The following is a 21,744-nucleotide window of genomic DNA, read 5'->3' as shown; positions in this document are numbered from 1 at the left end:
GATCAGTTCGGCGATTTGTGCACGATCGGCTCCAGGCCGCTCTCCTCGATCACCTTGCGGGCATCAGGCGACGTCAGGAACTTGATGAGCGCCTTGCCTGCCTCCGGCTCCCTGGCGCTGGTGGTGATACCTGCCGAGAAGACTGTGATCTTCTGCAGGCCCGCCGGCAGCGGCCCGACGATGTCGATGCCGTGCACCGGCTTGAGCTCGCTGAGCTGCTGAAATCCGATCTCGGCTTCGCCCTTGGCGACGATCTCGCCGACAGGAGTGGCCGGGATCATGCGCGCCTTGTCCTTCATCTGCTCCTTGATGCCGAGCTTGTCGAACATCTCCGTCGAGACATAGACGCCGCTGGCGCTGTCGGAATAGGCGATCGATTTGGCGGCGATCAGCATCCGCTTCACGGCATCGGCGTTGGAAATATCGGGGTGGGGCGTGCCAGATTTCACGGCGATCGCGATCGGCGAGTTGGCAAGATCGACGCGGCTGTCAGGCGTCACCTTGCCCTTCGTGGTGAGATCGCTGAGCGCATAGCCCACCATGATCAGCACATCCGCCGGCTCGCCGCGCTCCAGGCGCACAGGGATGGCGTTCGTGGTGGTTCCCATCGATGGGCCCCTCGCGATGTCGATCTTGTGACCGGTGCGCCGCTCGAACTCCGGTGCGAGAGCCGTGAAGGGCGCCGTCAAGCCGCCCGAAATCATCACGTGAATCTCGGCGGCCGGCGCCGCATCGGTCAGGATCAACACCGCAGAGACGGCCAGTCCGAAAGTGCGCAGGCGGGTCGACAAGGTCATGGACAAGCTCCAAGGCGAACGAAGGCAAACGGCTGAGGGCCGGATGCGGGGCGCCTTGGATAGCCCGGCTGAGGCGGGAAGACCAGCGCCGGGCCGGCGCGCGTATCCGGACTGAGCGGCCGGAAACGCGACGCCCGCTGCCGGCACGACGCTCAAAGCCGCCTTCGATGCGGCATGATTTGGTCCGTCCTGGGGCTGCCCCGTGACGGATCAGCCAGCCTGGTAGGCCGGTGCCGACGCGAGATAGCCGGCATAGGCGTCGGCATCCGGCGGCGTGAACATCTCGGCAAGCGGACTGCGCCGCCGCCGCGTCGCGCCGATATCGGCGAGCAGCTCGTCGAAATGCTTGAAGTGATAGGGCGCCACGCAGAGTCCGCCATACACGCCCGCCGCCGGCCGCTCGACGCGCTTGAAGTGCAGCATCATCTCGATGTTGTCGCGCATCTCACGCTCGCTGGGCTGGTGCGCGAGCTGCCTGTCGGCGTAGCGCACCAGCCAATGCGCGGCCATGTCCGCGCAGAGCACGGTGCAGAAGCTGGAGTTGAAGCCGACGAAACCCATCTCGGGAAGGTCGGGATTGGCGATCAGCCGGTACAGGCGGTACTGCCCGTCGGGATCGACCAGCCTTGCGCGGTCGGTCTCGGACAGAAAGGGGACGCCGAGCTTGTAGCCGATCGCGAGCACCGCGACGTCGGCCGCGATCCGCTCGCCGGTGCTGGCCACGATCGTGTTCGGCTCGTAGTGATCGAAGGTACCGAGCACCGCCTTGATACGGCCGTCGGAGACCATCGGGTAGAAGTCGGGTGTCGCGATCGGCACCGAGCAGTTGACGCCGTCCTCGATCCGCTCCTTGGGCACCATGTTGCATTTGGCAAGCTTGAGCTGCGTCTTGAGCAGGCTCTCCAGGCCGCGCCAATTCGCCCAGACCAGCGGCTTGGCGAGCAGATGCGCAAGCCGCGAAAGCGGCCCGATGCCCCAGCTCGCGAACATCTGCTCCTGCGCACGGATGTAGAGGATGCGCTTGAAGTTGATCAGCCCGCCGATGAAGTAGGGGATGCGCCACACCGGCTCTCGTAACACGATGGTCACCGAGCGCGCGCCGGACCGAACCGCGTTGACGGCAAGGTCGGTCGCCGATTTCGAGCCGCCGAGCACGACGACGTTGCGGCCCCGCGCGATGCCGGCGTCGTTGTATTTCGATGAGTGCATGATCGCACCACCGGCCGCCTTGAACGCATCCTCGCCTGGAAGCGAGAGCGTCTGCGGCTCGTTGAACTGTCCGGTGCATACGGCCACGAAATCGTAGTCCTCGCGGCTCTCGCTCTCGCCGGACATGAGATCGAGCGTCCAGCCAGGCTTGCCATCCGCGCGCCGCTGCATCAACCTCACCGTCGTGTTCAGCCGCATCAGGCGCGTGAGATCGTGGGATCTCGCGTAGTCGGAGAGATACGCATAGACCTGTGGTCCCTTCGGCCACTCCGGATAGCTCTCGGGCATCGCCTTGTCGGTGTAGCGATAGAGATCCTTCGGGCTTTGCGTCTGCACGTCGGGATAGGAACGGGCGGGCTCCCATACACCGCCGAGATCGGCGCTGCGCTCGATGATGGTGACGTTGTGGCCGCGGGCGGCGAAGGCTTTGGCGGCGGCAAGGCCGGACACGCCGGCGCCGATGACGCAGACATTTTTACGGCTGATCATGGAGACCTCCTGATATCGAGCGTGCGACCGCAAGCGGACAGCCTGGACCGGCCGCGCTGCAGGGGCTCGCTGAAAGAACGGGTGATGACGAGGTCGCCCGGCGTGACCGAAGCATGCGACGAAGCAAAGGCATCGCCGACATTCGGCGGGGTTGATCCCGCCGATCAAAGACGCATCGAGGCCGCGCGCCGGCCGATCCGGCAAGGCGCAGAAGGCCGATCGCGCTCAATGCGCGTCATGCCGAGATAACCTGCAATACGCCGGTGCGGGCGGCGCCGTCGCCTAATCGTTGGCTTCAGGCGGCAGGAAGTTGACCTCGTGCTCCGCCGAGATACGGACCACCTCGGCGGGGTCAGCGAGGTTATCCAGCATGTTGAAGAGCGCCTCGAGCTTCTGCATCGGCGACACCCAGAACAGCGCGCGCGCCGGCTTGTCCGACTTGTTGAAGTAGCCATGCGGGATGCCGCGCGGCATGCGCACGAGATCGCCTGCCTGCGCCTTGACCCAGACGCCGTCGAGCTTGAGGTCGAGCGTGCCTTCCTGCACCAGGATGAACTCGTCCTGTGTGGGATGAACGTGCACCGGGACGAATTGACCGGGATCGCTGTTGGTCTCGAAGGCGAAGGTGGAGTCGGTGACGGCCTTGGGGAAGTAGAGCTGACCGAGGATGTTCCAGGTCTTGCCGGCGTAGCCGGTGCCGGCGGGCGTGATGCCTTTTTCCAGTGTGGTCATGGCGGATCTCCTTGCTGCACACGAAGTGAGGATCGAGCAGATCGCGCCGCGGTGTCTATCCAGAAAACGAATCTCTCGACGCCAGCTGCTAATTATTATAGGTTTCAAACGATTTCGACGGATGATGTGAGCCATGGCGACGTCTTCAGCCGCTGATCTCAGTTGGAAAACATCCTCATCGCCGCGGCTCGCCGCCTACGGCCGTGTTGCAACGCACGATGTCGATGAGGCGGCTGAACAAATAGGTCGCATCTTCTGTCCGCACGGGCTGCAGCCGCAGGCCGGGACTGCGCGCGATTTCCTCGCTCTGCATAATTGCGCGGCATACGACGGCTTCTCCATCAACTACGTCGCATATGGCGGCGCGGTCGCGATCAATCCCGGCTGTCTCGATCGCTTCTTCCTGGTGCAACTGCCGCTGGCAGGGACGGCGCGGGTCATGACTGGCGGTCGCGAGGTCGTGTCTCACCCGGAGCAGGCGGCATCACTGCTGTCTCCGACCTTGCCGACGCGCATGGTGTGGCACGACTGCGCCCAGTTGATCCTGCTGCTCGATCGCAGCCTGGTCGAGCAGCGCGCCGCGGCGCTGTCCGGGCAGGCGGTGCAGCCTGTCGAATTCCAGCCCGAGATCGCGCTATCGGCGCCGGCGGGTTCACGGCTCCAGCAGCGCATGATCTCGCTTGCTGGCGTGGCCGAGAGCCTCGGTGGCCAAGGGCGCATCTCGGTCGCGGCGGCAGCGGATTGGCGCGAAACGCTGCTGGATGCGCTTTTCGAGCAGTCGGGCCACGGCCTGTCGGAGGCCATCCGGCGCTATGCGGGCCAGATCGACCATCTGCCGCGGGCGGTGCGCACGGCGCGCGATCTGCTGCATGCGCAGGCCAGCGAGCCGCTCGATCTGGCGCAGCTTGCAGCTGCTGCGGGCGTCGGCATCCGCGCGCTGCAAGGCGGCTTCCGACGCCATTTCGGCATGTCGATCTCGGACATGCTGCTGGATATCAGGTTGGCCAGGTTGAACGCGCAACTGACGGCGGCCGGCCCCGAGACGCGCATCATCGACCTCGCTTTCGAGCTCGGCTTCACCCATCTCGGACGGATGGCGGGCGCCTATCGCGACAAGTTCGGAGAGACGCCGTCAGCCACGCTGCAGCGCGTGCAGCGTGGCCGAGGTCCGCTCACGAACTGACCTGACGAACTGACCTGACGAACTGACTTCACGAATTGACGTGGACGAAATCGCGCAGCAGCGGATAGATCTCGTTGTTCCACTTCTTGCCGCTGAACACGCCGTAATGGCCGACGCCGGCCTGCATGTGATGCACGCGGCGATACGCGCGCACATTGGTGCAGATGTCCTGGGCCGACAGCGTCTGGCCGATCGAGCAGATGTCGTCGCGCTCGCCCTCGACCGTCATCAGTCCGATGCGGCGCACCGCCTTCGGATCGACAGGGTTGCCGCGATGCATGAGCTTGCCCTGGGGCAGCAGATGCTCCTGGAAGACGTCGCGCACGGTCTCGATGTAGAACTCCGCCGGCAGGTCCATCACGGCGAAATACTCGTCATAGAATGTCTTGATCGACTCGGCCTTCTCGACCTCGCCCTTGGCGAGATGATTGGCGAGATCCATGTGCTGCTTGACGTGGCGCTCGAGATTCATCGACACGAAGGCCGTGAGCTGCACGAAGCCCGGATAGACTTTCCGGAACGCGCCACGGCACTGAAAGGGCACGTAGTGGATCAGATTGTCCTCGAACCACTCGATCGGCTTGCTCTTGGCGAACTCGTTGACCTTGGTCGGCTGGATGCGCGTGTCGATCGGCCCCGCCATCAGGGTGAGCGTCGCCGGCCGCGACGGATGGTTGCCCTCGCACATCACGGCGGTCGCCGCCAGCGCCGACACCGAGGGCTGGCAGATCGCCACCATGTGCGGCCGTGGCCCGAGTTGGCCCAGGAAGCTGATGAGATGATCAGTGTAATCTTCCAGCCCGAAGCGGCCATGGCCCGGCGGAATATCGCGCGGATTGTGCCAGTCGGTGATGTACACGTCGTGATCCTGCAGCAGTGTCTTCACCGTGCCGCGCAACAGCGTCGCGAAGTGACCCGACATCGGCGCGACCAGCAGCACCTTGGGCTGATCCGCCGCGCCGTCCTTTTTGAAATGGAGCAGCGAGCCGAACGGGGTCTTGTACGTCACCTCCTCGGTGACGCCGAGCTCGCGATTGCCGACCATGACGCTGTCGATGCCATAGGCCGGACGCGCATAGGTGAGCGCCGAGCGCGAGATCAATTCCAGTGCTGCCGACAGCCGCCGCATCGCGCGGCTGGAGAGGCCTGACGGGATCAGATTGAGATAGCGCATGGCGGCCGCGGCGCCCTGGCGCCATGGCTCGGTCAGGTCCATGTGGTTCTGATAGGCTTGGTACAGCAGCGCCATCGGGTCCGATCCATTACATGCTTGTGCATATGCAATATCGGAGCCAGCGCGGCGGAGTCTTGCCTGAAAAACTGGCATGTCGCTTGCTCAATGAATCTGCTGGAGTATCCGGCTCCGCGCGTGTTGCCGCCGGCACAGGGCGGCCGGGCGGACCAGGCGACAAGCGACAAAGGGGTAGGGCGAGATGACCAAAGCGACGTTGACGATCAGCAGCAAGAATTACTCGTCATGGTCGCTGCGCGGCTGGCTGCTCGCCAAATTTGCCGGGCTCGATTTCGACGAGCTGGTCGTCGGCCCGGACGATGCGTCCGCGCGCGCCGAGATCCTGCTGTTGTCATCGTCGATCCTGGTGCCCTGCCTGCGGCACGACGGCGCGACGATCTGGGATACGCTGGCGATCGGCGAGTATCTCAACGAGACCTTTCCGCACGCCGGTCTGCTGCCTTCTGATCGCATCGCGCGCGCGCATTGCCGCTCGATCTCCGGTGAAATCCACTCCGGCTTCACCACCTTGCGCGCATCGCTGCCGGTCAACCTCAAGGGCCATTTTCCTGGCTTCAAGGTGTGGACCCGCGCCCAGGCCGACATCGACCGCATCTGGGCGATCTGGCGTGACTGCCTCGACAAATCGGGCGGGCCATTTCTGTTCGGACAGCAGCGCGGCATGGCGGATGCGATGTACGCCCCGGTGGTGACGCGCTTCGTGACCTATGACGTCAAGCTCGAGCCCCGGCTCAAGGCCTACGCCGACCTGATCATGGCGATGCCCGAGATGCAGGAATGGATCACGGCGGCCAAGGCCGAGCCCGAGGAGATCGAGGAGCTCGAGGTCGAGTATTAGCCACCGCCCGGTCGGTCGGGACGGCCGTCGGCCATGGTCGTTTGCCGCCGGCCTCACGATGTCAGCGGCTCACCGCCCGGGCAGTTGCTGCTCAATTTGAAGTCGGATGGGCCCATCCGTCAGCGAGAATGCAGGCGGCGGCCGGGCCGTCGAGCTCCCCGGCGGCTTCAAGAAAACCCGTTGTTAACAATCAGTTCGGATCGGCCTGCGGGTGCGATGGAGTGATCCTTGCGCTGCAAGCAGGGCGTGGCGTGCTTTTCGCATAGCACAATGGGCTTTCGGGCGCGGTGGCCGTTGCGGCCGATCGATGGGCCTCAGGGGTTGCCGCTGCCGCGATCAACCGGTGGAGGCCGTCATGAACCAGCATGCAGTGGTGACCAAATTCTCGCACGTGAAGCCCGAAGACACCGACTACAAGGGCGGTGGCTTGCGTGACTTCTTCCTCTATCGCGATCTCGGCATTGCCGACGCCACCGGCGGCCAGGTGATCTGCCACCTCGTCAAGGCCAATCCGGATTGTCCGCCGGTCGACGGCACCGGCTGGCACCGTCACGATTGCGACTTCCAGATCGTCATCATGATGAAGGGATGGGCGCGCTTCATGTACGAGGACAAGCCGACCTTGGTGAAGGCCGGTGATGTCGTGCATCAGCGGCCCGGCATCGTGCACTATCTCTACGATTATTCCCCTGACATGGAATATATGGAAATCGTCAGCCCGGCCGATTTCAAGACCGTCGAGATGCCGCCGGCCACCGACAAGGTGCCGCCGGTGACGCCCTGGGCTTGAACAGGTCTCGCTCTCCAGCAACTCCGTTAACGTCTGGCATCCGGTCGCGCTTGCGCGGCCGGATGCTTCGCTTCAGCATGTCGTGGGTCACGCGACGCGAGACCGACATGTAGCCGTGAACGCGTCGCGTACCTTGAGCAGCGTCCGATTCGGACGCGATTCGTTCCGGCCGCGTTCCAAGGATTAAGGCGGCAACCCAGCACCGTCACGTTTTGAAACACCGTCGCCTCAATCCGGCGGCTCGACGGGGAAGCAGGGGCAGGACTCAGACCGACTCATTCTGCGGCGGTCGAGAGCGCGCGCGGGGGCATCGTCCAACGATGCCGACCACGTGAATTGGCTCGCAGTGCCACCTATGGCGAGCCTATGCTGGAGGAATACGTTTTCAGCTCGGCGCAAGTGGGCGCGCGGTGATGAAGCTGTCCGTCGCGTAGAGCGACGGCGCTGTTGCTTCTCTGTTGGGTATCGATCGCCAATGGTGGTTGGCTTGGGGCGACGGGGCGCTCGATGCGCGACGGAGACTGCTGTTGTGATCGCCGGCGCGCTGATGATGCTATCCCGTCGTGATGCTCAATTTGCGTTCAAAACCAAATTTTCGGCAAGACCGGCCCTGAGCCGAACTCAGGGCCCGGTGGGATCAATAAGACGAAGCGCGATCAGCAACGAAGCTCGGCTGCGGACGGCGGCCATTGCGCTCGTCATAACGCGCGCGCGGGAAGCGCCAGCCGATGACGGTCGCTTCGAGTGCGCCGCCGGATTCTTTGTTGTGCCATTTGCCATCAATGTAGATACATGGGAACGGCAGCTGATAGGTGCCGCTGTGATCTTCGCACAGCACCTCGACCGTCTGACCGGGCGGTGGCTCACCGCTGCCGTCAAATTGCGCCAGCCGTTTTTCGCGCGTAGCCATTCTGTCCATCTCCCTAAAAACGGGTCCCAGCCAGAACTTCAATGCGCGATTGAGGTCTCAGTATGGTATCAATCAGGAAACTCCGCCGGTTCCACGCAAAATCATGTGTGGGGCAAGCCAATGAGAAAATTGTGATGAAGCGAATCGTGGCTGCAACCCTGCTCGCATTGTGTAGCAGCAACACCCTGCACGCGCAGGATATTCCGGGCATCGAGATTTGCACGGCGGAAAAGGCGATGGATCGCCGCACGTCGTGCCTGCAGAGCAACATCGATTTCCTGCAGAAGACGATGACCAAGCAGTCGCTCGATCAGCAGCAGAAGCTGGATGCGGCGAATCGCCAGATCCAGGCGCTGAAGGCGGCGCTCATGTCTCAGCAGGGCGTCATCGACGAACTGAAGGCATCGCAGGCCCGGCTCGCGGACGAGCTGAAGAAGAAAGCCGACTCTGCGGCGGCCAAAGATGCGTCCAAGGACGCAAAGCCGAGCGGCAAGTAGTCCCGCACGCAGTGCAATAACGATCAAGCGGCCGAGGCACCCTGTGCCCATGATGGGTAGCTTCGTCAGGAGACAGGCGTGTCCACCAACCCGGCTCAGAAGGCGCTCTGGTACATCGAGAGTCATCTGTCGTCGCCGCTGTCGCTCGATGAGATCGCTCATGTCGCCGGCGTGTCGCGCTTTCACATCGTGCGTGCCTTCGCAGCCGCGACCGGCCTCTCGGTCATGCGCTATGTCCGGCTGCGCCGTCTCAGCGAGGCAGCGCGTGAGCTCGCGAATGGTGCGCCCGACATCCTCAGTGTGGCTCTGGCGGCGGACTATGGCTCCCACGAAGCCTTCACCCGCGCGTTTCGCGATCAGTTCGGCGTCACGCCGGAGTCGGTCCGCGCCGCCGCGCGCCTCGATGGCCTCGCACTGCAGGAGCCCATTCTCATGGACCAGACGCTGCTCGATGATTGTCCCGCCCCGCGCTTCGTCACGTCGGAGCCGCTGCTCGTCGCCGGCCTCGGCGAGCGCGTCAGCGTCGACAATGGTGCCGGAATTCCGATGTTGTGGCGCCGCTTCAACGCGATCACGCACGAGGTTCCAGCACGGCGCGGAACAGTCGCCTATGGGGTCTGCTGCAACGGCGACGATGCCGGTAATTTCGACTACGTCGCCGGCGTCGAGGTGGCCGACTTCTCCGATCTGCCGCGGACTTTCAGCCGCGTTCGCGTGCCGCCGGCGACATTCGCCGTGTTCACCCATGCCGGCCACATTTCGTCGATTCGCCGCACCGTGCATACGATCTGGAATCGCTGGCTGCCGCAGTCCGGCTATGCGGTCGCCGATGCGCCGAACTTTGAGCGCTACGATCAGCGGTTCGATCCACTCTCGGGCCATGGCGGCCTGGAGATCTGGTTGCCGTTGATTCGCTGACGCCGCGTACACTTGCGTCGAGACGCTGCAAGCGCGTTCCGCAGCAGGGCTGCTCTGCGATGATCCGTGCGGCCGCTTGCTTGGCAAGCTGCGCGGGCTTTGCGATAACTCTCCGATAACAACAAGGCGCCGCACCGCGGCGTAACCAGCGGAGGTCCGTCCGATGTCCAACATGCGCGTGCTCGCCACCGATCTCGAATTCCCGGAAGGGCCGGTCGTGATGCCCGACGGCTCCGTGGTGCTGGTCGAGATCCGCGGGCGCCGGCTGACCCGGGTCCATCCCGACGGCCGCAAGGAGATCGTGGCGCAGATTCCCGGCGGCCCTAACGGCGCGGCCCTCGGACCCGACGGCAAGATCTACATCTGCAATAATGGCGGCTTCTCTTGGATTCCGACCGGCAAGATGATCATGCCGGGCCCGCAGCCCGAGGATTATGTTGGCGGCTCGATCCAAACAGTCGATCTGCAGAGCGGCAAGGTTGAGACCGTCGTCAGCCATTGCGGCGAGCACGAGCTACGCGGGCCCAACGACCTCGTGTTCGACCGCCACGGCGGGTTGTGGTTCTCCGACCTCGGCAAGCGCCGCGCCCGCGACATGGATGTCGGCGCGTTCTATTATCTCAAGCCGGGCATGAGTGAGATCGTCGAGGCCGTGCACGGCATTCTGCCGGCTAACGGCATCGGCCTGTCGCCCGATGAGAAGACGGTCTATATCGCGGAGACGCCGACCGCGCGGCTGTGGGCCTACGACGTGCCGGAGCCCGGCACGGTGAAGCCGCGCGACGTGATCTATCGCGGCGAGCGCGGCCGGCCGATCTGTGGCCTGGGCGGCTACCAGATGTTCGATTCGCTCGCGGTCGAAGCCAACGGCAATGTCTGCGTCGCGACGCTGGTGTCCGGCTGCATCAGCGTGATCGCGCCCGACGGCACCTTGGTCGAGCAGGTCCCGACCGGCGACCGCGTCACCACCAACATCGCCTTCGGCGGCCCGGAGCTGAAGACGGCCTACATCACGCTGTCGGGCAAGGGCGAACTGGTGGTCATGGACTGGCCCCGCCCGGGGTTGCCGCTGAATTTTCTGAACAAGTGACGCTCCGCGTGATAGTGCCGTCATTGCGAGCGTCAGCGAAGCAATCCAGGGCCGCGCACGCGCTTCTGGATTGCTTCGTCGCTTGCGCTCCTCGCAATGACGGATTTGCTGACATGCCCTTTCTCGAACCGGTCACTCTGCGCGGCACGCACGCCAGCCTCGTGCCGCTCTCGCCAGACCACCACGACGCGCTGGTCGAGGCCGTCAGCGACGGCGAATTGTGGACTCTCTGGTACACCGCAGTTCCGAAACCTGAGACCATGGCCAAGGAGATCGAGCGCCGGCTCGGCCTGTTCGCCACGGGCCACATGCTGCCGTTCACGGTGCTCGACGCCGACGGCAAGGTCGCCGGCATGACCACCTACATGAACGTCGACGCCGCCAACCGCCGCGTCGAGATCGGCTCGACGTGGTATGCGAAGCGGGTGCAGCGCAGCGCGCTGAACACGCAGTGCAAGCGGCTGTTGCTGGCGCACGCCTTCGAGGCGATGGATTGCATCGCGGTCGAGTTCCGCACGCATTTCTTCAACCACCAGAGCCGCCGCGCCATCGAGCGGCTCGGCGCCAAGCAGGACGGCATCCTGCGCAGCCACCAGATCGCGCCGAACGGCACGCTGCGGGATACCGTCGTGTACAGCATCACCGCGGCGGAATGGCCGACCGTGAAGGCGCATCTCGATTATCAACTGCATGACAAGCCGCGCTGATCGCGCTATGGCCGCCGTGCCGCGCCACGCGGCCAGCATGACGAGACCGGGACGACAGACGAGATGGATACGTTCGATTATGTGATCGTGGGCGCCGGCTCCGCCGGCTGCGTGATCGCCAGCCGCCTCAGCGAGGACCCGTCGGTGACGGTGTGCGTGCTGGAAGCGGGTCCGCGCGACTGGCATCCCTACATCCATCTGCCGGCCGGCTTCATCAAGACATTCTACATGAAGAGCATCAATTGGGGCTACCAGCAGGAGCCGGGGCCCTACACAGCCGGCCGCAGCATCTACGCGCCGCGCGGCAAGACGCTCGGCGGCTCGTCCTCGATCAACGGCCACGTCTACAACCGCGGCCAGAGCCAGGATTTCGACACCTGGGCACAGCTGGGCAATCGCGGCTGGAGCTATTCCGACGTGCTGCCGCACTTCCGGCGCATGGAGAAGCGCATCGGCGCCGGCGACGAGCAGTATCGCGGCCGCGACGGCAGTCTTCATGTCACCACCATGGAGTGGAAGGACACGCTGTGCGAAGCCTTCATGGACGGCGCCGTGTCGCTCGGCATTCCGCGCAATCCCGACTACAACGGCGCCATCCAGGAAGGCGTCTCCTACGTCCAGCGCACCATCCAGAACGGCCGCCGCGTGTCCTCGGCGACGGCGTTCCTGAAGCCCGCCAGCAAGCGTCCGAACGTCGAGATCCGAACCCACGCGCATGCCACGAGCATCATGCTCGAAGGCAAGCGCGCTGTCGGCGTGCGCTATCACCGCGGCGGACGCGGCGGCGTGCCCGTCGAGGTGCGCGCGCGGAAAGAGGTCATCCTGTCCGGCGGCACCTACAACTCGCCGCAGCTGCTGCAGCTCTCCGGCATCGGCGCGCCCGAGCTGCTGCAGGAGCACGGCATCGAAGTGCGGCACGCGTTGAAGAGCGTCGGCGAGGGCCTGCAGGATCACTACGCGCCGCGCACGGTGGCGCGCGTCAAGAACATCAAGACCATCAACGAGCTCGCGCGCGGCCTCAATCTGTGGGGCGAGGCGCTGAAATGGGCGGTGACGCGCAAGGGCATCCTGTCGCTGTCGCCGACCATGGTCTACTGCTTCTGGCATTCCGGCGAGACCGCCGAGAGCTCCGATCTGCAGCTCACCTTCACGCCGGCGAGCTACAAGGAGGGCGTGCAGGGCCAACTCGAGGACGAGCCGGGCATGACGGTGGCGTCCTGGCAGCAGCGCCCGGAGAGCCGCGGCTACGTGCGCATCCGCTCCGCCGATCCGTTCGCGCCGCCGCTGATTCAGACCAACTACCTTACCGCCGAGCTCGACCGCCGCGTCATCGTCGCCGGTATGAAGCTGGCGCGCCGGCTGCTCGCCTCGGCCCCGCTCGCGCCATACTACGCGTATGAGGACTTCCCAGGTCCGAAGGTGAACAGCGACGACGAATTCCTCGCCGCCGCCACCCAACGCGCCACCACCACTTTCCATCCCGGCTGCACCTGCCGCATGGGACCGGCCGAGTCCACCTGGGCCACCGTCGACGACCAGCTCCGCGTCCACGGCCTGCAGGGCCTCCGCATCGCCGACGCCTCGATCATGCCGCGCATGATCTCGGCGAACCTCAACGCCGCCACGCTGATGATCGGCGACAGGGCGGCGGATCTGATTCTGGGCAAGGTGCAGGCGGGGGAGAGGTTGTCGGCCTAACCCCGGCCGTTGCCGCTTATCGTTCGAGCCCGCGTCATGCCGCACGACCAGTGCGCCCCCCTCCCCCTTGCGGGGAGGGGTCGGGGGTGGGGGTCCCCGAGCGCTGAACTAAGTTGTAAGCTCACGTTCGGCAGATGTGCTTGGCCGTCAATAGCGAGTCGCCATCTAGATATATAGATGTAGGCTGTCTCGCGCGCGCTCAATCGCACATCGTTGATAGTCGGACTCGTGGACCCCCCCCCGACCCCTCCCCGCAGGGGGGAGGGGAGTGCACCGCCTGCGCGGCAGACTATGCTTTCGATCACGAGCTTGCCTACTTCACCAGCCTGAATTTCCCGCCCTCGACCTTGATCAGAAACGCCGAGCGCTCATCATAGCCGTTATGATCAGTCGGGCTCATGGTGGAGAGGCCGTTGTTGAGATAGACGTCCTTGCCGCGCTCAAGCTCGTCGCGCAATGCGGCGCGGAACTCGGGCGTGCCCGGCTTGGCGGCCTTCAGCGCGCCGGGGATGGCGCCTTTCAACAGCGTCACCGTGTCCCAGAGATGTGCGGCGAAGATGTTCGGCCTGTCGCCGTTGGCGGCCTGATAGGCCGACACGAAGGCGTCGTTGGCGCGGCGGAACGGATCCTCGGGCGCGAGATCGTCGGCGATCGAGAACGCCTCGCCGGCGAAGATCGCGCCCTCGACGCTGTCCTTGCCGAGCTTGATGAACTCCTGTGTCGCCACGCCATGGGTCTGGAAGATCTTACCCTGATAGCCGCGCTCGCGTAGCGCCTGCTGCGGCAGCACCGCCGGCGTGCCGGCTGAGGCGATGAACACCGCGTCCGGATTGGTCGCGATCACCTTCAGCGCCTGACCGCTCGCGCTGGTGTCACCGCGCGCATACACCTCATGGGTCGTGACGGTGATGCCGAGCTTCGGCGCCAGCTTCGTCACCTCCTGATAGTAGCCCTCGCCGTAGCCGTCGGAGACCCCGATGAAGCCCAATGTCTTGACGCCGCTCCTGGCGATGTATTTCAGCATCGCCGCGGCCATGAGGTCGTCGTTGGGCACGACCTTGAACGCCCATTTCCGCTTGTCGTCCATCGGCTGCACGATCGCGGTCGAGGCCGCGAGCGACAATAACGGCGTCCGGCTCTCCAGCGCGACGTCGAGCATCGGCATCGTGACCGGCGTCAGCGACGAGCCGATGATGACGTCGACGCCGTCCTGGATCACCAGCCGGCGCGCGTTCTGCAGGCCCTTGACGCTGTCGGATTCGTCGTCGAGCGCGATGTAGACGATCTTCTCGCCGCCGATCTCCTTCGGCAGCGCAGCGACCGCCTTGATCTGCGGCTGTCCGAGCGCCGAGCCGGGGCCGGTCGCGGACACCACGATACCGACCTTGATGTCGGCCTGCGCCGGCGTGCCGAGCGCCATCGTCAAGCCCAGGCCGAGCACAGTGAGCGCAGCTCTCATCATGGTTTCTCCCTGTTGGGCGTGGCGTGCCCGGCGCGTTGATCGGCCGGGACTTCGAGCCGCGAAGCCTAGCCCTGCCGCCGCGGCGCGTCTGTCCCCATGGTTGGTGACGCCGGGCGGCCTTCCAGCTGTCCGCCGTTGCTGCTAGGCTGCAACAAACAGAACATCCGGGGAGGGACCATCATGGAGGCCATCAGCTCCGGCGTCGATGCGACCGGCGCCGTCGGAGCGCTGGTGCTTGCGATCGGCCAGCCGTCCTTCCCAGCCGTCCTGATCGACACCTTGCGCGCCGTCGCCGATGTCGGCCATTGCATGGTGTTCTCCTTCGCCGACCAGCGCTCGGCGCGCTGCCTGCTTAGCACCGGCAACATCGCGATCGGGCCCGATCTCGGCACCGCCTATTCGGAGCATTTCCACACCGCCGATCCCAACCGCGAGGTGATCTTCCGCGAGCGCGGGGCGCAGCGTCACATCCTGCTGCCGCACTTCGCGCGCCGGATGTATCCCAGGGGCTATCGCAAGCTGTTCTTCGAGGACTCCGAGATCGTCGACAAGGCGGCCACCGCGATCTGGGTCGGCGACCACTGCACCTATGTGAACTTCTATCGGACGGCCGCGCAGGGCGGCTTCACAAGGGAGCAGCGGCAGCGCATCACGGCGGCCGCGCCAATCGTCGCCGCCATCGTCGCGCGGCATTGCCAGGCCGATGCGACCATGCAAAATCCTGCCGACAAGTTGGCGCGGCTGTTCGCGGAAGGCGGGCCGCTGTCGGTGCTGACCGCGCGCGAGAAGGACGTCTGCCGCCGCATCCTCGAAGGCTTCACCTCAGAGGCGATCGCCGGCGATCTCGGCATAGCGCTCAACTCCGTCTTCACCTATCGCAAGCGGGCGTATGAAAAGCTCGGCATCGCGTCGCAGAACGAGCTGTTCGCGATCGCGCTACGGCTGATGACGGCTCAGAAGCCCCTGAACTGAACCCGGCCTTGCAACAAGATGTCACCCATCACCGGGACAGACGCCGCGCGCGCCCGCAGCTAGCCTGCGCCGTCCGATCCGGAGAGAAGGCGTGAGCACCGCACCCCATTTCGACATCGATCCCGTCACGTTCTGGGCCGATCCCTATCCGGCGCTGGCGCGGATGCGCAAGGAGGCGCCGATCGCGTTCGTGCCGCAGCTCGGCAGCACCTTGCTGTGCCGGCGCGACGACATCTTCGTGTCGGAGAAGCAGATCGAGGTGTTCAGCTCGCACCAGCCGCAGGGGCTGATGAACCGGCTGATGGGCCACAACATGATGCGCAAGGACGGCGAAGCGCATCTGGCCGAGCGCCAGGCGATCGCGCCGGCGGTGTCGCCGCGCGCGGTCCGCGTGCACTGGCTGGCGCAGTTCCAGGCCCATGCCGACCGGCTGATCGACGCGCTCGACCCCGCCGCCGAGGTCGATCTCGTCAGAGATTTCGCGCTGCCGTTCTCGGCCGAGTGCCTGAAGCTGATCACCGGCCTCACCAACATGCGCTTCCAGGACATGAATGCGTGGTCGCAGGCGATGATCGACGGCATTGCCAACTACACCGGCGATCCCGCGGTCGAGGCGCGCTGCAATGCCGCCACGGCAGGCATCGATGCCGCGATCGACGACATGCTGCCGGTGCTCGAGACGGCGCCCAACCAGAGCCTGCTCGGCGTGATGCTCGCCGCGCAAATGCCGATGGAGAGCATCCGCGCCAACATCAAGCTCGCGATCTCGGGCGGGCAGAACGAGCCGCGCGATGCGATCGCCGGCACGGTATGGGCCTTGCTGACGCATCCCGAGCAGCTCGCGCTCGCCAACACGGGAGCGGTGCGCTGGCTGCAGGTGTTCGAGGAATATGCCCGCTGGATCTCGCCGATCGGCATGTCGCCGCGGCGCATCGCCAAACCCTGGACGATCCGCGACATTGCCTTCGCACCGGAGGAGCGGGTGTTCCTGATGTTCGGCTCGGCCAACCGCGACGAGGCGCACTTCATCGATCCGGACCGCTTCGACATCCGCCGCGACGTTTCCAAGAGCATCGCGTTCGGCGCCGGCCCGCATTTCTGCGCCGGCGCCTGGGCCTCGCGCGCGATGATCGCCGACGTCGCCTTGCCGACATTGTTCGCGCGGCTGCAGAACCTGCGGCTGCGTGACGCCGAGCCGGTGCGCATCGGCGGTTGGGCGTTTCGCGGCCTGCTCAACCTGCCGGTGACGTGGGATGCGACACGGCGCTGACGGACGAAACGAGCCTTGACAGTCTCTTGGTCACATCGGCGGAATGCAGATCTCCACCGTCATCGTCCGCGCAGGCGGACGATCCATTACGCCGTGACATCTCGGTTCGAAATCCTCTGCCGCGGAGTACTGGATGCTCCGCCTTCGCGGAGCATGACAGTGGTGGAGACGGCGAGAGCGCACCCAGAAACAACAGCTGGTTCCAGTGGAAAAACAGGACTAATTGACCGGTACCGGCAATGACACATTGCCGATGGTCCGCAGCCCCAAGGTCAGCATGACTGTCTGATTGGTCTGCGGCGTCGCGCCGGCGATGGCGTAACTCGTCGAGGTGACATAGCTCGCGGCCAAGGTGAAGCAGTCGTCGACATAGCCGGCGCCGACGAGATATTGGTTCATCTTGTTGGCCACCAGATCCCAGCGCGCGCCGCCGGAGACGACCCAGTTCTGCGCCACCTTGACCGAGCCGTTGCCGAGCAGGCCCTCGCGCCGGTCGAGATTGCCGATCGCCGGCTGGGCCGCGTAGTTGCCGTAGGTCAGCGCCGCGGACCAGCGGTCGAAATTGACTTTGCCCTCGGCCTCGAAGCGCTGGACGTTGAGGCTCTGTTCGTCGAGCCGGCTGCGCATGCTGAGTGTGTAGGTCCGGTTCGGCGAATAGTCCACCCGCGTCACGTAGTCGGACATGGTCTTGTCGAGACCGGAACCGATACCGGTGTTGTTGGCGTCCTGGACGGCGTAGGAGTTCAGCCCGAACAGCTGGGTCGACTGGCCGAACAGCAGATTGACGGTGCCGCCGCGATCGAACTGCGTTGTCGCCTGCGCGCCAATATTGGCGCGGCCGCCGCCCGCGACGCGGTCGTAGCCGGAGAACTTGTCGACGCTGAACAGATTGCTGGCGTCGAACACGAGGCTCTGCGCGTCCTCGTTCGGCAGTCGGCCGGCCGAGGTCTCGTTCGGCCGGACGATGAGCTGCGCGATCGGCTCGACCGTGGTGGTGCCCCATGACTGCACGTTGATGAACGGGTAGCGATAGTCCAGGCCGACCGTCGGCGTCACCCGCAACGCCTGGGTATCGCCGGTCGGCAGGAAGTTGCCGACGCCAGGCTGCGCGGTTACGTTGGCATTGATCGCGTCGGCGCGCAGGATCGCGAACGGCGTCCAGATCTCGCCCATCGGATCGGTGAACGACTTCCGCCACTCCGCCTGCGCGGTCAGCCGCGTATAGGTGCCGGGCGCCGCGCGCAGCAGGCACTGCGATGGCAGCCGCGCCAGCGGATCCGCCGAGGCCGTCGTGCACAGGCCGTTGGTGTTGGCCGTGGTGGTGACCGGATCGAACACCGCCTGCTCGCGGGTGAGATTGACGAAGTTGGTCTTGGTGCTGAACTCGCCGCCGAGCACGGGAGAGTTCAGCACGTTTGAATAGTCCAGCACCGGATAGACGATCGGAACTGTCTGCTGGTTGCCCGAGAAGCTCAGATAGTGCATCGCCCTGATGTCGAAGACGCTGCGGCTGCCGACGCCGGTCAGATACAGCTGCGAGATCGCTTCCGTCGGCAGAGTCATGAAGGCGTTGAACGGATCGCGGTACTGCACGAGCCGATAGTCCGACAGGAACGTGTAGTCGGACAGCAGGACGCCGTCCCAGCCGAACGTCCATTTGTCCGACAGCGCGAGCTGGCCCCTGCTGTCGATGCCGCCGCGCAGCTGGCGATCGCCCGGCTGTCCGGCGAAGGCGTTGCGATCGAGCTGATCGATGCCGTAGAAGCGCACCTGATAGCTGCCATTGTCGAGCCGCTGGCGGAATTCGGTCTGAACCAGCACGCCCTGCCTGGAGGTGAGGCGCGGCGTGAAGGTCGCGTCGTAGCTCCCGTCGATCGCCCAGTAATAGGGGATGTCGACGCCGATGCCATAGGCGTTGTTCTGCGAGAAGCCCGGCATCAGGAAGCCGCTCTTGCGCTTGACCGTCGGATCGGGCGTCGAGAAATACGGGATGTAGGCGAGCGGGACGCCGAACATTTCGAGCTGGGCGTTCTCGAAATACAGCATCTTCTCGGTCTGGTCGTGGATGATCCGCGCCCCCTTCACCTGCCACAGCGGCGGCTTTTTCGGATCGTCCCGGCACGGCGCGCAGGCGGTGTAGACGCCGTTCTCGAAGACCGTGGTGTTGCCCTTGCTGCGGTCGGCGCGGGTCGCGGCCATTCGCGTCTGGTCCTCGGTCTCGACGCGCAAGGAATCGACGAAGCCATCGCGGTAGTCGTCGGAGAGATCGAGGCTGTCGGCGTAGGTGATCTTGCCGTCGGCGTCGGTCATGCGGATGTTGCCTTCCGCATGTAGGCGCTTGGTCTTCTGGTCGTAGATCACCCGGTCGGCCTCGACCGAGGAGCCGTTGTAGAACAGCTGCACGTTGCCGACCGCCGCGACGCGCGAATTGTTGGCGTCGTATTCGACGGTGGTCGCCTGCACCAGCATCTGGTTGTCGTTGGCGACGCGCGGTGGCGGCGGCTTCGGCGGGAGCGGATTGTAGGTGAAGCTCTGGGCGTACGCGGTCGCCGGCAGGACCGCCCCGGCGGCCAGCACAACGCACACGGCGAGCGCAGCGGGGCTCCTCCTGAGGGCCCGCACGCGGCGCGAGTCCGTCGACGCCGTTCGGGAGCGAGCAAAGCAGCGGTCGGTCACGCGGGCAGGCTTCGTCATGGGACGCTTCGACATCGATTCACGCAAAAGATTGCTGACGCGGCAAGGCGAATCCATGTTGCGCGGCGCTGGTGGCTTTTTTGGCGCGCTTGTGCCGTCTGCGGCTTAATTGGCGCAAAAATATCGTGAGCCAGGCCGGCGACATCCTCGAATCCATAGCCCAGGCACGACGTGCGGCGGGAAGGCGATGACGGGTCCTCAGACCAGCAGTTTGGTGGAAGATGCTGACGAAGACCTCCGCTGTCGTCCCGGCCTCGAGCCGGGACCCATAACCCCCAGGGAGATGTGCGAGGTACGATGGTGGACCCATCTGGCCTAGCCACCGAAGCCGGTGGCTATGGGTCCCGGCTCAAGGCCGGGACGACACCGGAATTTGGGGCGGGCATTGTGGCAAACCCTGCCGGCCGCCTCACGCCTCTAGCGCGGTCCGGATCATGCGTGCGAGATCGGCGCTGAGATAGGGCTTGGCGAGCAGCAGGACGTCGGCATCGAGGCGGCCGTGATGCACGATCGCGTTCTCCGTGTAGCCCGAGGTGTACAGCACCTTCAGCCCGGGGCGCCGCTTCTCGGCCTCGATCGCGAGCTGGCGGCCGTTCTTGCCGCCGGGGATGATGACGTCGGTGAACAGCAGGTCGATCCGCTCGGGACTGTCGATGATCGCGAGCCCCTCGGCGGCGTTGCTCGCCGACAGCGTCCGGTAGCCGAGCCGGCGCACCTGGGCGACGACGTAGTCGCGCACCAGCGCGTCATCCTCGACGATCAGGATCGTCTCGTCGCCGCGCGCCACCGCCGGACGGCCGCTCTCGGCGGCCGGCAGCTCCGGCGCGCTCGCCGCCCGCGGCAGATACAGCTTCACCGTGGTGCCGTGACCTTGCTCGCTGTAGATCTTGACGTGGCCGTTGGACTGCTTGACGAAGCCATAGACCATGCTGAGTCCGAGGCCGGAGCCCTTGCCGACGTCCTTGGTGGTGAAGAACGGCTCGAACACCTTGTCGAGCAGCGAGGCGGGAATGCCCTGGCCGGTGTCGCTGACCGCGATCATCACGTAGCCGCCGGGCTTGGCATCGCGGTTCAGCCGCGCGTAGTCCTCGTCGAGCGTGATATTCTTGGTCTCCAGCGTCAGCTTGCCGCCATCGGGCATGGCATCGCGCGCGTTGATCGCGAGGTTGAGGATCGCGGTCGAGAGCTGGCTCGGATCGATCAGCGCCGGCGCGCTGTCATGGGAGAGCATCGATTCGATCTCGATTTGCTCGCCGAGCGTCGGCCGCAGCAGGCGCGCGGCGTCGACCACGAGCGCGTTGATGTCGGTGGCGCGCGGCTGCAGCGGCTGCCGGCGCGAGAAGGCGAGGAGATGCCGGGTCAGGTCCGCGCCGCGCTCGGCCGCGGCGCTGATCATCGCAGCGATGCCGGCGAGCTGCGGCTTGTCCTTGACCGCGTCGGCGAGAATCTCGATCGTCCCGGTGATGACGGTGAGGATGTTGTTGAAGTCGTGCGCGACGCCGCCGGTGAGCTGGCCGATCGCCTCCATCTTCTGCGCCTGTCGGACCTGGGCCTCATTGGCCTCGATCTCCTGGAAGCGCCGCACCATGGCTTCCGCGGCGCGGCGCTGCCGGACCTCCTCCTCGAGCTGGGCATAGGCCTTCTGCAGCGTGATGCGCGTCGGCAGCACCAGGAGTTGCGGCAAAATCTTCAGCATGAGTGCGATGAGGCCGAACGAGAGCAGGGCCTGCACGGCGTCGATCACCGTGCCGGCGCCGGCAGTCGGAAGCCAGAGATCGACGATGGCAACGAGGCGCCCGACGCCGCAGACCGCCGCATAGCCGGCGAGCCCGGCGATCACGCCGCGAAACAACACGTCGCGCCAACGTCGCCACAGGAACATGCCGATCACCGCGGCGATCGTGAAAAAGGCGCAGGCGATGACGGCATGGGACGCGGCCTGCAGCCAAATCCATCCTGGCACGCCTGCCGCCAGCGGCGTCAACCTCGGCATCGGCAAAAAACCCTCAACAACGCAAGGCGTCCGGCCCGTGGCCAACCGGGCCTGCCATCGCCTCAAAACGAGGGGATCATTCAGCTTTTCCGCTCCAGCGCAAGGGCGATGCCGATCCTGATGGGGATGGCGGCGATCCTCGGTGCGCGCGCCCCTCGGCCAGCCGCTGTCAAACCCGTGCCACACATCCTTAACCGCCCGGTCACGCCCCTGTTAACGCAGCGACCTAAGTCGCTCGACACT

18 protein-coding genes are annotated in these 21,744 nt (G+C 65.3%); 10 read left to right on the top strand and 8 right to left on the bottom strand.

The window, feature by feature from the left end; all coding sequences use genetic code 11:
* Nucleotides 1-2: 2 nt before the first annotated feature.
* The 3 genes from BRADO_RS26875 to BRADO_RS26865 form a co-directional block, all read right to left on the bottom strand.
* The gene (locus BRADO_RS26875) at nucleotides 3-797 is read right to left on the bottom strand and encodes a substrate-binding domain-containing protein (RefSeq protein WP_012029344.1); all 795 of its coding nucleotides are present in this window, start codon (nucleotides 795-797) and stop codon (nucleotides 3-5) included.
* Nucleotides 798-1,007: 210 nt separating this feature from the next.
* A complete protein-coding gene (locus BRADO_RS26870; protein WP_012029343.1) occupies nucleotides 1,008-2,495 on the bottom strand; it encodes an NAD(P)/FAD-dependent oxidoreductase in 1,488 nt (495 codons plus the stop codon).
* 282 nt (nucleotides 2,496-2,777) lie between these two features.
* Entirely contained in the window at nucleotides 2,778-3,227 is a 450-nt protein-coding gene (locus BRADO_RS26865) for a cupin domain-containing protein (protein WP_012029342.1), read from the bottom strand.
* A 133-nt stretch (nucleotides 3,228-3,360) separates the two neighbouring features.
* On the opposite strand from BRADO_RS26865, the gene BRADO_RS26860 reads away from it, so the two are divergent.
* Complete coding sequence (locus BRADO_RS26860; RefSeq protein WP_012029341.1) at nucleotides 3,361-4,410, top strand: AraC family transcriptional regulator; 1,050 nt, start codon at nucleotides 3,361-3,363, stop codon at nucleotides 4,408-4,410.
* A 28-nt stretch (nucleotides 4,411-4,438) separates the two neighbouring features.
* On the opposite strand, the gene BRADO_RS26855 is transcribed toward BRADO_RS26860, so the two are convergent.
* Nucleotides 4,439-5,659 (bottom strand): polyhydroxyalkanoate depolymerase, encoded by a 1,221-nt coding sequence (locus BRADO_RS26855; RefSeq protein WP_012029340.1) that lies wholly within the window; start codon nucleotides 5,657-5,659, stop codon nucleotides 4,439-4,441.
* Nucleotides 5,660-5,843: 184 nt separating this feature from the next.
* Between BRADO_RS26855 and BRADO_RS26850 the strand changes: the two genes are divergently transcribed.
* Together BRADO_RS26850 and BRADO_RS26845 are read left to right on the top strand one after the other, a co-directional pair.
* Nucleotides 5,844-6,500, top strand: a complete 657-nt coding sequence (locus BRADO_RS26850) for a glutathione S-transferase family protein (protein WP_012029339.1) — start codon at nucleotides 5,844-5,846, stop codon at nucleotides 6,498-6,500.
* A 355-nt stretch (nucleotides 6,501-6,855) separates the two neighbouring features.
* Entirely contained in the window at nucleotides 6,856-7,290 is a 435-nt protein-coding gene (locus BRADO_RS26845) for a cupin domain-containing protein (protein ID WP_012029338.1), read from the top strand.
* A 637-nt stretch (nucleotides 7,291-7,927) separates the two neighbouring features.
* On the opposite strand, the gene BRADO_RS26840 is transcribed toward BRADO_RS26845, so the two are convergent.
* Nucleotides 7,928-8,200 (bottom strand): hypothetical protein, encoded by a 273-nt coding sequence (locus tag BRADO_RS26840; RefSeq protein WP_012029337.1) that lies wholly within the window; start codon nucleotides 8,198-8,200, stop codon nucleotides 7,928-7,930.
* Nucleotides 8,201-8,334: 134 nt separating this feature from the next.
* Here BRADO_RS26840 and BRADO_RS26835 point away from each other — a divergent pair, with 134 nt between their 5' ends.
* The 5 genes from BRADO_RS26835 to BRADO_RS26815 all read left to right on the top strand — a co-directional run bounded on the left by BRADO_RS26835 (nucleotide 8,335) and on the right by BRADO_RS26815 (nucleotide 13,110).
* The gene (locus BRADO_RS26835; protein WP_041756982.1) at nucleotides 8,335-8,697 is read left to right on the top strand and encodes a hypothetical protein; all 363 of its coding nucleotides are present in this window, start codon (nucleotides 8,335-8,337) and stop codon (nucleotides 8,695-8,697) included.
* Between the two features lie 78 nt (nucleotides 8,698-8,775).
* Nucleotides 8,776-9,615, top strand: a complete 840-nt coding sequence (locus BRADO_RS26830; RefSeq protein ID WP_012029335.1) for an AraC family transcriptional regulator — start codon at nucleotides 8,776-8,778, stop codon at nucleotides 9,613-9,615.
* Between the two features lie 163 nt (nucleotides 9,616-9,778).
* Entirely contained in the window at nucleotides 9,779-10,705 is a 927-nt protein-coding gene (locus tag BRADO_RS26825; RefSeq protein ID WP_012029334.1) for an SMP-30/gluconolactonase/LRE family protein, read from the top strand.
* Between the two features lie 113 nt (nucleotides 10,706-10,818).
* Complete coding sequence (locus BRADO_RS26820) at nucleotides 10,819-11,412, top strand: GNAT family N-acetyltransferase (protein WP_012029333.1); 594 nt, start codon at nucleotides 10,819-10,821, stop codon at nucleotides 11,410-11,412.
* Between the two features lie 63 nt (nucleotides 11,413-11,475).
* Nucleotides 11,476-13,110 (top strand): GMC family oxidoreductase, encoded by a 1,635-nt coding sequence (locus BRADO_RS26815; RefSeq protein WP_012029332.1) that lies wholly within the window; start codon nucleotides 11,476-11,478, stop codon nucleotides 13,108-13,110.
* Nucleotides 13,111-13,423: 313 nt separating this feature from the next.
* Here the strand turns inward: BRADO_RS26815 and BRADO_RS26810 are convergent, their stop codons facing one another.
* On the bottom strand, nucleotides 13,424-14,569 hold the full coding sequence (locus BRADO_RS26810) for an ABC transporter substrate-binding protein (RefSeq protein WP_041757747.1): 1,146 nt from the start codon (nucleotides 14,567-14,569) through the stop codon (nucleotides 13,424-13,426).
* A 183-nt stretch (nucleotides 14,570-14,752) separates the two neighbouring features.
* On the opposite strand from BRADO_RS26810, the gene BRADO_RS26805 reads away from it, so the two are divergent.
* Both BRADO_RS26805 and BRADO_RS26800 read left to right on the top strand, forming a co-directional pair.
* Nucleotides 14,753-15,544: a helix-turn-helix transcriptional regulator gene (locus BRADO_RS26805; protein WP_012029330.1), complete on the top strand. Its 792-nt coding sequence runs from the start codon at nucleotides 14,753-14,755 to the stop codon at nucleotides 15,542-15,544.
* A 91-nt stretch (nucleotides 15,545-15,635) separates the two neighbouring features.
* Nucleotides 15,636-16,814, top strand: coding sequence for a cytochrome P450 (locus BRADO_RS26800; RefSeq protein ID WP_012029329.1), 1,179 nt, complete (start codon nucleotides 15,636-15,638; stop codon nucleotides 16,812-16,814).
* Between the two features lie 219 nt (nucleotides 16,815-17,033).
* Here BRADO_RS26800 and BRADO_RS26795 read toward each other — a convergent pair whose 3' ends face one another.
* Nucleotides 17,034-19,508, bottom strand: a complete 2,475-nt coding sequence (locus BRADO_RS26795) for an LPS-assembly protein LptD (protein ID WP_012029328.1) — start codon at nucleotides 19,506-19,508, stop codon at nucleotides 17,034-17,036.
* Nucleotides 19,509-19,917: 409 nt separating this feature from the next.
* Complete coding sequence (locus BRADO_RS26790) at nucleotides 19,918-21,390, bottom strand: ATP-binding protein (RefSeq protein WP_012029327.1); 1,473 nt, start codon at nucleotides 21,388-21,390, stop codon at nucleotides 19,918-19,920.
* Between the last annotated feature and the right edge of the window lie 354 nt (nucleotides 21,391-21,744).

It is taken from the genome of Bradyrhizobium sp. ORS 278 (assembly GCF_000026145.1).
Classification (GTDB): Bacteria; Pseudomonadota; Alphaproteobacteria; order Rhizobiales; family Xanthobacteraceae; genus Bradyrhizobium.
This window is presented reverse-complemented; position numbering and strand designations above follow the sequence as displayed.